We start from the raw sequence: 11,789 nt of genomic DNA, 5'->3' as shown, positions 1-11,789 counted from the left end.
AACATCGGTGCACTACTACGTGGTACTAAGCGTGACGAAGTTGAGCGTGGTCAGGTTCTATGTAAGCCTGGTTCAATCAAGCCGCACACTAAGTTCACTTCAGAAGTATACGTACTATCTAAAGATGAAGGTGGTCGTCACACTCCATTCTTCAAAGGTTACCGTCCACAGTTCTACTTCCGTACAACAGACGTAACTGGTGACATCCAGCTACCAGACGGCGTAGAAATGGTAATGCCAGGCGACAACATCAAGATGACTGTTGAGCTAATCGTACCAATCGCGATGGACGAAGGTCTACGTTTCGCTATCCGTGAAGGTGGCCGTACAGTAGGCGCTGGTGTTGTAGCAACAATCGAAGAGTAATCTGTAGATTGTCGTAACACACATAAAAAAGGTCGCTTTGGCGGCCTTTTTTAATGCCTTGTAGATGCGATTTTATATCGCGACCAGTGAAAATACCGTTCTCCATTAAAAGTACTTCTTTTGCCTCATTAACGTTTATAACGAATAACCTGATAATACTCCAATATTTGGCTCTGGCGGCTTAAACTCCATATTCTCACCATATAATCTCCCTAATTTATATTCTGATATCCAGCCACCAGTTACGTAAAAATTTGGTTAATTACGTAAAGGTGTGCACAATAAGCTCATATAAAACCTAAAACTAGGGAGTATAAAGATGTTAGGTCTTTCAGCTCGAACAATTTCCGCTGTGCTCAGTATTACAATGTCGCTATGTACCTTTGCAAGTTTTGCTAATGTAGATAAAGACAGATCCTATATTTTGGCAACAGCCTCATCTGGCGGCACTTTTTATCCAGTAGGTGTCGCGATTGCGACACTAACTAAGCTAAAAGTCACACCGCAGCATGGCATGAGTGTCTCGGCCATTACCTCTGCAGGTTCTGGTGATAACCTTAAACTCATGCGTAATAAAGAAGCTGAACTGGCAATTCTACAGGGCCTTTATGGTGCATGGGCGACGCAGGGGACGGGCGCAATGGCAACCGTTGGCAAACAAGATTATCTACGTTCTGTAACGATGTTGTGGCAAAACGTAGAGCATTTTGTCATTGCTAAGAAATATGCCACAACTGGTAATGTCTCTGATTTAAAAAACCTATATTCACAGGGGTTTGGCATTGGCAAGCGTAACTCTGGAACGGAAGGATCTGGAAAGCATATTATGGCAGCACTGGGCGTTGAGAGTGACAAATTCACTTTGGTGCATAAAGGTTATGCGGGCTCTTCTAGCGCTTTACAAAATGGTCAAATTGCGGGAATGAATATTCCGGCAGGAGTACCTGTCAGCGCTATTACAAGTGCTTATGCAGCCGATGCCAATGGCATCACTGTGCTGGATTTCACTGATGAGCAGCTACATAAAGTCAACGCTGAGGTAGAACTATGGTCACGCTTCGAGATCCCAGCTAACACCTACCCCGGCCAGACTAACGCAATCAAAACGATTGCGCAGCCAAACTTTCTTGCTGCACATAAAGACATGAGTGAGGAGGATGTATACCTTCTCACTAAGGCAATTTATGAAAATTTAGTTTTCCTTCAAACCATTCATAAAGCGACTAAAGCCATGGCGATAGAAAAGGCACTTATTGGACTGCCTGCCAAGCTACATCCTGGTGCGCTGAAGTACTACAGAGAAATAGGTATTGCTGTACCTGATCATCTGCAGTAATGCCTTCAATTTAGCAAAACGGGATGATATCTATCAATGAGTAATATCAGTAGTGAGCAGAGTGCGTCACTAGCATCAACGTCCACAGCAGCTCGTAATAGGGTCGCTTTTTATTTAGCGATACTCACGAGTCTGTTGCACCTCTATTTTAACTTGGTCGCCACTTGGCCGGATAACTATATTTCAGCCATTCATTTCATGCTATTTGGTAGCATTATCTTGCTCACCTTGCCACTTAGAGTTGGCAAATTAGCAGTGCTTTCTAGCGTTATTGATATCGGGCTGTTTATCGGTTTAACCGTGAGCTGTGGCTATCTTGTTCTGTACAGTGATGCGTTGGCTGCGCGTAATTATGAATTTGCTACGGCTGACTGGATAGCATCTTCCACCGCTGTACTCCTCGCGCTTGAGTTGGTCCGGCGCTGTATGGGCTGGTTTATCCCGATGATGATCCTACTGGCGATGAGTTATGTACTGTTTTTGGGACAGTATATCGATGGCGTGTTTCATTTTGCGGGTTTAAGCGCAGAAACTATTTTGTTTCGCAATTACTTTGATGACGGCTTGTTTGGACCTATTGCTAAAATTTCTTGGACGTTTGTTTTTATGTTTATCCTGTTTGGCGCATTTCTAGTCCAAGCAGGAACAGGGGATTTTATCATTCGCTTTGCCAATGCGCTTGTTGGTCGCATGGTTGGCGGACAAGGACTTGTTGCTGTTGTGAGCTCGGGTATGATGGGCTCTGTGTCGGGCTCTGCTATCGCGAATACAGCGGCGACTGGGGTGATCACCATTCCATTAATGAAGAAAGCTGGCTTTCCTGCAAAGTTTGCGGCAGCAGTTGAAGCCGGAGCATCGACTGGAGGTCAGCTGATCCCGCCGATTATGGGGGCAGGTGTATTTGTGATGGCCTCTTATACTCAAATTCCTTATCTGACAATAATTGCGGCGGCCTTTGTTCCCGCTCTGCTTTATTTCGCATCTATCGCCATCTTTGTACGTATTCAAGCTAAGCGTTTGAACATCCAGCCAGCATTAGAGTCAGAGCAATTGAGTGCTTGGCAAGAGCTGAAGTCCGGTTGGCATCATTTATTACCTATCGTGTTGCTCGTAACATTGATGATTTATGGCTTTACGCCAACTTATGCAGTCAGTATTGCGACGCTCAGTGTGTGTCTATTTTCTTTGTTTTCACATTCGCCGATGAAGTGGTCAAAGGTTTTGGCTGCGCTTGCAAATGCAACTGAAAACAGCGCTAAGACAGCAATATTATTGGTGGCCATTGGCATGCTGGTGAATTGTATTTCGATCAGCTCCTTAGGGGTTACTTTTTCTCTAATGATAAATGAATGGGCGGGAGCAAGCTTGATACTGTTGTTGGTATTGATTGCATTGGCCTCGCTAATTATCGGTATGGGACTGCCTGTTACGGCATCATATATTGTGTTGGCAACGCTTTCTGCACCGGCTTTGTATGGCTTGATCAGCCAGTCAGCACTGGTAGAGATCATAGTAAATGGTCAACTCAATGACACTGCGACGATGATGATGAGTATGATGGCACCAGCACTAGGTGAGATATATAACCAGCCAAATATTACAGCGGCTCAAGTGTTTACTATTTTGGCAAGCTTGCCGCCAGAGGCTATTGATATTATTCGCAGTAGCCAATTTGATGCCACGCATTTGGCCATGATGCTACTTTCTGCCCATATGATTATTTTTTGGTTATCGCAAGATAGCAATGTGACACCGCCGGTATGCTTGGTCGCTTTTACCGCCGCGGGAATTGCCAAAACACCGCCGATGGCAACAGGAATAGAAGCATGGAAAACGGCCAAAGCGCTATACATCGTTCCCTTACTGTTTGCTTATACGCCGTTTATCGGGGGGAGTAATTTCGAGATCATGCAGGTTTTTTTCACCGCGCTTGTGGGGATGTACGCTTTGGCAGCAGCGATATATGGCTATGCGGAGGCGAAGCTCAATAAACCTATCAGGATGGTGTTAGCACTTTTAGGTATCGCTTTAGTTTGGCCGCATCAAATAATCTCTGTAGATATTGCAGCGGCACTATGTGTTGTTGCTGTTGTTATAAAGCAAGTGATAGATAATCGTCTAACTTAAGCTTTGCTATGCTCCATAAAGTAGGCCCCTAAATTGGGGCCTTTTGATATTAAACGATATGTTGGATAGACTGATGTATTCGAGCAGGTAGCAGGGCTTTTAAATACTGCTCTAAGATATGCAGTGATTCTGTGCCACGAATGCCAGCAGCTTCATCTTGCTCTATAAAGCCTTGCTCTTTTAGGCTAGTGACAAATGCACTGAGTACTTTTTTATCAAAAAACTCAGGGCTTTTGATGCCATGCAAAGTTCCTAGTCGGTCAGCAAGAAGTGCACTTTCTTTTTCAAGCTCGCTACGACTTAATCCTTGATGACGCTTAACGAGGTTAATCGTAATTGCATAGCGCTCAAGCGTTAAGTGAATCACTTTACCTAGCATTTCTAATTGTGCCAATGCGCTACCATCTTTGTTAACTGAGGCAAGGTGACCATCAAAGGTGATCAGATCCTTAGCCGCAAAGTATTCGAAAATAGACTCTATATATCCTGTCTTAAGATCTGTTAAGAACCACTCTTTTGCAAACAAGGGATACAACAGCGCTACCTCTTTACGGCACTCATCAACAGTCAAGCTGTAGCGGTTGAAGAGCTGTTGAGCGATTAAGCTTGGTACGGCAAACAGGTGCAGAATATTGTTACGGTAATAATTAAGCAGAGCGCGTTCTTTTTCCTTAACACTAATGATGCTGCCGAAACTGTCTTCAATAATATCGAACTTATCAAGCTTAAGTGCATGATCGAGTAAGCCCTCAGAGCTCGAATCTGGCACCGTCGCATTGTCGTGATAAGGTGCATGTCTGTGTAGTCCAAGATACAAATCGAGCTGTTGTAGCAGTTGTGATTTAGGCAATGCAAATTGCTCGTTACTCAGCAAAATTGTCGCAAGCAAATTAACTGAGTTCAGTGCTGCTGAGTTATTTATCTCAGTCATGATGACATCAGCGAGATCGGCAACTTGCTTGTTCAGCCAAGCAGGTTTTTGAGTTTCGGTGGGGTGGATAGAATCACGCCAATCTGGTTGATGCTCATTTAAAAATTGGTTGACTGATATCGGATCGCCAAAATTTAAATACCCTCTACCATAGTTTTTAAGGTTCTTAATCGCCTTAAAAATACCAAAGATAGACTCATTTTTCTTACTGTTACCAGCCAGCTCTTTGAGGTAAGTGTTGATCTCCATAACATGTTCATAACCGAGGTAAACAGGCACCAGTGAGATAGGCCTGTCTATGCCACGCAACATAGATTGTAGTGTCATTGCCAACATACCCGTTTTTGGTGGTAAAAGGCGACCGGTACGACTGCGACCGCCTTCGGTATAAAACTTAACAGAATACCCTTTGATAAATAACTGACTCAAATACTCCTTGAATACCGCGGAATAGAGTTTGTTACCAGAGAAGGAGCGGCGAATAAAGAAGGCGCCACTACGACGGAAAATCGGCCCCGCAGGGAAAAAGTTGAGATTAACGCCAGCTGCGATGTGCGGTGGTACCAAACCCTGATGGTAAATCACATAAGTGAGAAGCAAGTAATCCATATGGCTACGATGACATGGCACGTAAATGATCTCATGTCCTTTGTCCGCAAGCGCTTGTACTTTGTCTGAGTTATTAACTTCAATACCATTATAAAGCTTGTTCCACAGCCAAGTTAGGGCTCTATCAGCCACGCGTACCATGGCGTCTGAATAGTTTGCGGCTATTTCGTCTAATAACCTAAGTGCTTGTAGCCTTGCTTCTTCCTGACTTAGACCTTTTGCCTTTGCTTCGTCAGCAATAGCTTTTTTAATGCTTTGTGACGCTAAGATAGAATTAAATAGCTGTTCACGTGATGGCAATTTGGGACCCGTTGCAGCCAACTTTTGACGGCGGAAATGCACGCGTGCAACGCGCAGCAGCTTATGTGGTAGCTCCTCAACGTCTGCTTTATCGTTTAACAATTGATTAAGTTCAATCGGGCGGGAAAATCGAACGAAGTTGTCCCTGCCTGAAAACAAGACCACAAAGCATTTGCGTAGCCAGCTCGGCGTCAATGAATTGGATAATAAGGTTCCCACACCTGGCTTTTCTTTACCTGGATTACGACCCCATAATATGGTGACCGGAATAACCTGTGCATCGGTATTGTCATCGTCTTTAAAGGCTTCAAAAATCGCTTTACTGTGCTGTAGAGCATCACTTGGTTTATGACTATTACCAAAGACACTCGGCGGAGCCTGGATCCCAACAAAGCGACTGAGCTCTTTATTACCAATTCGCTCTTTTTGCGATGGTCTAGGTAAACCAAGCTTTTTACACATAACGTCTAGCGCGACCATGTCTGATACCGAGTCGAGTCTCGCTACATAAAATGTGGGAATGCTGGGATCTAGCTCGTAATCCTCAATGGGATGCTCTGGCAATACTTTACTTTTAACAAAAAGCCAGTTGCTACAGCGAGCGATGGTTGTAAGCAAATAAGAAAAAATCTGCATGGGAATACCGAACAATTATCATTAGCCATAGAATACCAAGATTTAACTGGACTGACCATTTACAAAGGCGTCATCCATGTTTTCTTGTCGCAATATTTCACTATTGAAGGTTAACAGAAGCGAATGCTTGAGTAGAGTGAATTTTGTTCTATGTGCTTTGTGTGAGTGAAATATTATGTATGTTCAATGCACTGTATCTGCGTGACAGCGTCTACGGATCCCAACGATAAAATTACTTTGTATTAGTTGTTGCATTTATCACCAATATAACTATAATGTGCAGACTTTCTTGACCGTAGTGTCTAGAAAAGTAAATGAAAGGTCTGGATTTCAGGCCCTATGAACAGGAACTCCAATTGTGAGTTCAATGGTAGAAATAAATTAACAACCGACTTCTCAGGAATTATTGAGCTAGTCTCGGTCGTTTTTTTATGCTCTTTTTAAATGCTCTTTTTATTTTGAGGTTTAAGAATGTCAAATCAACGCATTCGTATTCGCCTAAAAGCTTTTGACCACCGTTTGATTGACCAATCAACGGCGGAAATCGTGGAAACAGCGAAGCGCACTGGTGCACAGGTTCGTGGTCCAATCCCACTACCTACGCGCAAAGAACGTTTCACAGTATTGATCTCTCCGCACGTAAACAAAGACGCGCGTGATCAGTATGAAATCCGCACCCACAAACGTCTGATCGACATCGTAGAACCAACTGACAAGACTGTAGACGCTCTAATGCGCCTAGACCTTGCTGCTGGTGTTGATGTTCAAATCAGCCTGGGTTAATCGGAAGATTAGAGAGGTTTTAGGAAAATGGCATTAGGTCTAGTCGGTCGTAAAGTGGGTATGACACGTATCTTCACTGAAGATGGTGTATCTATCCCTGTGACAGTTATCGAAGCGACTCCTAACCGTGTTACGCAGATCAAATCTGACGCAACTGACGGTTATAACGCGCTTCAAGTTACTGCAGGCGAGAAAAAAGCAAGCCGTGTAAACAAACCAGCAGCGGGTCACTTCGCTAAAGCTGGCGTTGAAGCGGGTCGCGGCCTGTGGGAATTCCGTCTTAACGGCGGTGAAGGTGAATTTGAAGTAGGTTCAGAGCTAACTGTTGAACTTTTCACTGAAGTGAAAAAAGTAGACGTTACTGGTACTTCAAAAGGTAAAGGTTTCCAAGGTGGTGTTAAGCGCTGGAACTTCAGCATGCAAGACGCAACTCACGGTAACTCTCTATCTCACCGTGCTCCTGGTTCAATCGGTCAAAACCAGTCTCCTGGTAAAGTTTTCAAAGGTAAGAAAATGGCCGGTCAAATGGGTAATGTTCGTTCAACGACACAGAACCTTGAACTAGTACGTGTTGACGCAGAGCGTAACTTGCTTTTAGTTAAAGGTGCAGTACCTGGCGCTATCGGCGGTGACGTTATCGTTAAACCAGCTGTTAAAGCATAAGTCCTGGAGATTTAGTGATGGAATTAGCAATTAAAGGCGCTGGCGCGCTTGAAGTTTCCGAAGCTACTTTTGGACGTGAGTTTAACGAAGCATTAGTACACCAAGTAGTTGTTGCTTATGCAGCAGGTGCTCGTCAAGGTACTAAAGCTCAACTGACACGTTCTGAAGTACGCGGTGGTGGTAAGAAACCATTCCGCCAAAAAGGTACTGGCCGTGCACGTGCTGGTACAATCCGCAGCCCAATCTGGCGCAGCGGTGGTGTGAGCTTTGCAGCTAAGCCGCAAGATCACAGCCAAAAAGTTAACCGTAAGATGTATCGCGGTGCGATCAAGAGCATTCTTTCTGAGCTTGTTCGTCAAGATCGTCTAGTAGTTGTTGAAAACTTTGGTCTAGAAGCACCAAAGACTAAAGAACTAGTAGCTAAGCTTAAAGAACTTGAGCTTAAAGACGTACTAATCGTGACTGAAGAAGTAGATGAGAATCTATTCCTTTCTGCACGTAACCTGTACAAGGTTGACACGCGTGACGTAGCTGGCATCGACCCAGTAAGCCTAATCGCTTTCGATAAGGTTCTGATTACTGCTGCTGCTGTTAAGCAACTTGAGGAGGCGCTAGCATGATCCGTGAAGAACGTCTTTTAAAAGTAATCCTTGCTCCACACATCTCTGAGAAGAGCACTGTATCTGCTGAAGAAAACAACACTATCGTTTTCAAAGTAGCTAAAGATGCAAACAAAGCAGAAATTAAAGCTGCTATTGAAAAGCTTTTCGAAGTAGAAGTAACTGGTGTTCGCACTCTAAATGTTAAGGGTAAGACAAAGCGTACTGGTATGCGTTTTGGCCGTCGTAGCGATTGGAAAAAAGCATACGTTACTCTTAAAGAAGGTAGCGAGCTAGACTTTGTCGGCGGCGCCGAGTAATAAGGGGAGTTAGAATTATGGCACTTCAAAAGTGTAAACCAACTTCTGCGGGTCGTCGTCACGTCGTTAAAGTGGTTAACCCTGATCTACACAAGGGTAAGCCTTACGCTCCGCTACTAGAGAAAAACTCTAAATCAGGCGGTCGTAACAACAACGGTCGTATCACGGTTCGTCACATCGGTGGTGGTCATAAGCAACACTACCGTGTAATCGACTTTACACGCACAAAAGATGGCATTCCAGCTAAAGTTGAGCGTCTAGAGTACGATCCAAACCGTAGCGCAAACATCGCTCTTGTATTATATGCAGACGGTGAGCGTCGTTACATTATTGCACCTAAGGGTCTTAAAGCAGGTGATGCAATCCAATCTGGTGTTGATGCACCAATCAAGGTTGGTAACACACTACCTATGCGTAACATCCCTGTAGGTTCTACTGTACACAACGTTGAACTTAAACCTGGCAAAGGTGCGCAAATTGCACGTTCTGCTGGTGCTTACGTACAGATCCTTGCTCGTGAAGGTCAATACGTAACACTACGTCTTCGCTCTGGCGAAGTTCGTAAGGTTGAGTCTGATTGTCGTGCGACTCTTGGCGAAGTAGGTAACGCAGAACACATGCTACGTTCACTAGGTAAAGCTGGTGCAAATCGTTGGCGTGGTATCCGTCCTACAGTTCGTGGTGTTGCCATGAACCCGATTGACCACCCACACGGTGGTGGTGAAGGTCGTACTTCTGGTGGTCGTCACCCTGTATCTCCATGGGGCGTACCTACTAAAGGTTACAAGACTCGTAAGAACAAGCGTACTGATAAGTTTATCGTACGTCGTCGTACTAAATAATAGTTGAGGAATTGCCATGCCACGTTCTCTCAAGAAAGGTCCATTTATTGACCTACACTTGCTGAAGAAGGTAGAGAAAGCGTTGGAAAGCGGTGACAAGAAGCCAATTAAAACTTGGAGCCGTCGTTCAATGATCATACCTAACATGATCGGATTGACCATCGCTGTCCATAATGGTCGTCAGCACGTTCCTGTGTTCATCACAGACGAAATGATCGGTCACAAACTAGGTGAATTTGCACCTACACGTACTTACCGCGGTCACGCTGCGGATAAGAAAGCTAAGAAGCGTTAATCGGAGGGTATGATGGAAGCATTAGCTAAACACAAATTCGCCTCTGGTTCGGCGCAGAAAGCACGTCTAGTGGCAGATCAGATCCGTGGACTTCCGGTTGATCGCGCGCTAGAAATCCTGGCGTACAGCCCGAAGAAAGCGGCTGTATTAGTTAAGAAAGTACTTGAGTCTGCTATCGCGAACGCGGAGCACAACGAAGGTGCTGACATTGATGAGCTTAAAGTGGCTAAAGTATTTGTAGACGAAGGTCCTACAATGAAACGTATTATGCCACGTGCTAAAGGACGCGCAGACCGCATCCTTAAGCGTACAAGCCACATCACTGTTGTGGTATCGGATAGCTAGGAGATATAAGTAATGGGACAAAAAGTTCATCCTACTGGTATTCGCCTAGGTATCTCAAAGCCTTGGGTATCTACTTGGTACGCGAATACAAAAGATTTCTCTGAACAGCTTTTTGGCGATCACAAAGTACGTCAATACCTTACTAAGGAATTGAAAAGTGCTTCTGTAGCTAAGATCGTTATCGAGCGTCCAGCTAAATCAATCCGTGTAACAATTCACACAGCTCGTCCTGGTGTTGTTATCGGTAAAAAAGGTGAAGATGTTGAAAAGCTTCGCCAAGCTGTAACTAAGCTTGCTGGTGTACCTGCGCAAATCAACATCGCAGAAGTACGCAAGCCAGAGCTAGATGCACAATTAGTTGCTGACGGTATTTCTTCTCAGCTAGAGCGTCGTGTTATGTTCCGTCGTGCTATGAAGCGCGCAGTACAGAACGCAATGCGTCTAGGTGCTAAGGGTATCAAAGTTGAAGTAAGCGGCCGTCTAGGCGGTGCTGAAATCGCACGTTCTGAGTGGTACCGTGAAGGTCGTGTACCTCTACACACTCTACGTGCTGATATCGACTACGCAACTTCAGAAGCTTTGACCACTTACGGTATCATCGGTGTTAAGGTTTGGATCTTCAAAGGCGAAGTAATTGGTGGTCTTCCACTAGTTCAAGAGCAAGAGAAGCCAGCTAAACGTGCGCCGAAGAAAGCTAAAAAAAGTGCTAAGTAAGAGGTAGCGACTAATGTTACAGCCAAAACGTACAAAATTCCGTAAGGTACACAAAGGCCGCAACCGTGGTCTGGCTACCAGCGGTAACAAAGTTAGCTTCGGTTCTTTCGGCTTGAAAGCGACTGGCCGTGGCCGTATGACTGCTCGTCAAATCGAAGCAGCTCGTCGTGCTATGACACGTCACGTCAAGCGTCAAGGTAAAATCTGGATCCGTGTATTCCCAGATAAGCCAATTACAGAGAAACCGCTTGAAGTTCGTATGGGTAAAGGTAAAGGTTCTGTTGAATACTGGGTTGCTGAAATTCAGCCTGGTAAAGTACTTTACGAGATGGAAGGTGTTTCAGAAGAGCTTGCTCGTGAAGCATTCGACCTAGCTGCTCGTAAATTACCTTTCAAAACAACATTTGTAACTCGGACGGTAATGTAATGAAAGCTAGCGAACTTAAAGACAAAAGCGTAGAAGAGCTAAATGCTGAACTTCTAGAGCTTCTTCGTGAGCAGTTCAACCTGCGCATGCAAGCGAGCACTGGTCAGCTAGCTCAAACTCACGAGCTTAAGAAAGTACGTCGCAATATTGCGCGTGTGAAAACGGTTATCAACCAGAAGGCAGGTGCATAATGAGCGATAAGATCCGTACTGTACAAGGTCGTGTAATTAGCGACAAAATGGACAAGTCAATCGTTGTTGCTATCGAGCGTCAGGTTAAACACCCGATCTACGGTAAGTTCATCAAGCGTACAACTAAGTTGCACGCACACGATGAAAACAACACAGCACTAGCAGGTGACGTCGTGACTATTCGCGAATGTGCGCCAATCTCTAAGAAAAAATCTTGGACGCTAGTTGACGTGATTGAACGTCCTAAGAAAGCTTAATTTTAGTTTTTAACTAAATTAGACTTTTATAAAGCCCCGGCATTAGCT

General features: G+C 44.6%; 14 protein-coding genes and 1 pseudogene. 14 read left to right on the top strand and 1 reads right to left on the bottom strand.

Features of this window, described 5'->3' with window-relative positions:
• From tuf to L1D50_RS16645, 3 genes and pseudogenes are all read left to right on the top strand, one after another.
• Positions 1-366 (top strand): annotated as a pseudogene (gene tuf / locus L1D50_RS16655) (elongation factor Tu); the annotation flags it as partial.
• Between the two features lie 319 nt (positions 367-685).
• A complete protein-coding gene (locus L1D50_RS16650) occupies positions 686-1,702 on the top strand; it encodes a TAXI family TRAP transporter solute-binding subunit (protein ID WP_138522986.1) in 1,017 nt (338 codons plus the stop codon).
• Positions 1,703-1,738: 36 nt separating this feature from the next.
• Positions 1,739-3,829, top strand: a complete 2,091-nt coding sequence (locus tag L1D50_RS16645) for a TRAP transporter fused permease subunit (RefSeq protein WP_239966443.1) — start codon at positions 1,739-1,741, stop codon at positions 3,827-3,829.
• A gap of 49 nt (positions 3,830-3,878) precedes the next feature.
• Here the strand turns inward: L1D50_RS16645 and plsB are convergent, their stop codons facing one another.
• Positions 3,879-6,305 (bottom strand): glycerol-3-phosphate 1-O-acyltransferase PlsB, encoded by a 2,427-nt coding sequence (gene plsB, locus L1D50_RS16640; protein WP_138522990.1) that lies wholly within the window; start codon positions 6,303-6,305, stop codon positions 3,879-3,881.
• A 471-nt stretch (positions 6,306-6,776) separates the two neighbouring features.
• On the opposite strand from plsB, the gene rpsJ reads away from it, so the two are divergent.
• Genes rpsJ through rpsQ form a run of 11 tightly spaced genes read left to right on the top strand, consistent with a single transcriptional unit; the run spans position 6,777 to position 11,741 of the window.
• Positions 6,777-7,088, top strand: coding sequence for a 30S ribosomal protein S10 (gene rpsJ, locus L1D50_RS16635; protein WP_010376390.1), 312 nt, complete (start codon positions 6,777-6,779; stop codon positions 7,086-7,088).
• A 27-nt stretch (positions 7,089-7,115) separates the two neighbouring features.
• Positions 7,116-7,751, top strand: coding sequence for a 50S ribosomal protein L3 (rplC, locus tag L1D50_RS16630; protein ID WP_010376387.1), 636 nt, complete (start codon positions 7,116-7,118; stop codon positions 7,749-7,751).
• 17 nt (positions 7,752-7,768) lie between these two features.
• Positions 7,769-8,371, top strand: coding sequence for a 50S ribosomal protein L4 (gene rplD / locus L1D50_RS16625; protein WP_088529602.1), 603 nt, complete (start codon positions 7,769-7,771; stop codon positions 8,369-8,371).
• Positions 8,368-8,670 carry a 50S ribosomal protein L23 gene (gene rplW / locus L1D50_RS16620; RefSeq protein ID WP_095728987.1) on the top strand — a complete coding sequence of 101 codons (303 nt, stop codon included), beginning with the start codon at positions 8,368-8,370 and terminating at the stop codon, positions 8,668-8,670. Before rplD ends, rplW begins: the two co-directional genes overlap by 4 nt.
• 17 nt (positions 8,671-8,687) lie before the next feature.
• The gene (gene rplB, locus L1D50_RS16615; protein WP_010607737.1) at positions 8,688-9,512 is read left to right on the top strand and encodes a 50S ribosomal protein L2; all 825 of its coding nucleotides are present in this window, start codon (positions 8,688-8,690) and stop codon (positions 9,510-9,512) included.
• Between the two features lie 16 nt (positions 9,513-9,528).
• The gene (rpsS, locus tag L1D50_RS16610) at positions 9,529-9,807 is read left to right on the top strand and encodes a 30S ribosomal protein S19 (RefSeq protein ID WP_010376377.1); all 279 of its coding nucleotides are present in this window, start codon (positions 9,529-9,531) and stop codon (positions 9,805-9,807) included.
• Between the two features lie 12 nt (positions 9,808-9,819).
• Positions 9,820-10,152, top strand: a complete 333-nt coding sequence (gene rplV / locus L1D50_RS16605) for a 50S ribosomal protein L22 (RefSeq protein ID WP_010376375.1) — start codon at positions 9,820-9,822, stop codon at positions 10,150-10,152.
• 12 nt (positions 10,153-10,164) lie between these two features.
• Complete coding sequence (rpsC, locus tag L1D50_RS16600) at positions 10,165-10,866, top strand: 30S ribosomal protein S3 (RefSeq protein WP_010376374.1); 702 nt, start codon at positions 10,165-10,167, stop codon at positions 10,864-10,866.
• A 13-nt stretch (positions 10,867-10,879) separates the two neighbouring features.
• Positions 10,880-11,293: a 50S ribosomal protein L16 gene (gene rplP, locus L1D50_RS16595; protein WP_010376373.1), complete on the top strand. Its 414-nt coding sequence runs from the start codon at positions 10,880-10,882 to the stop codon at positions 11,291-11,293.
• Entirely contained in the window at positions 11,293-11,484 is a 192-nt protein-coding gene (gene rpmC / locus L1D50_RS16590; protein ID WP_010376372.1) for a 50S ribosomal protein L29, read from the top strand. The genes rplP and rpmC overlap by 1 nt, the downstream gene beginning before the upstream one ends.
• Positions 11,484-11,741 (top strand): 30S ribosomal protein S17, encoded by a 258-nt coding sequence (gene rpsQ, locus L1D50_RS16585; protein WP_010607740.1) that lies wholly within the window; start codon positions 11,484-11,486, stop codon positions 11,739-11,741. The genes rpmC and rpsQ overlap by 1 nt, the downstream gene beginning before the upstream one ends.
• Positions 11,742-11,789: the final 48 nt, after the last annotated feature.

This window comes from Pseudoalteromonas sp. Isolate6, from assembly GCF_022398435.1.
Lineage (GTDB): Bacteria > Pseudomonadota > Gammaproteobacteria > Enterobacterales > Alteromonadaceae > Pseudoalteromonas > Pseudoalteromonas galatheae.
This window is presented reverse-complemented; position numbering and strand designations above follow the sequence as displayed.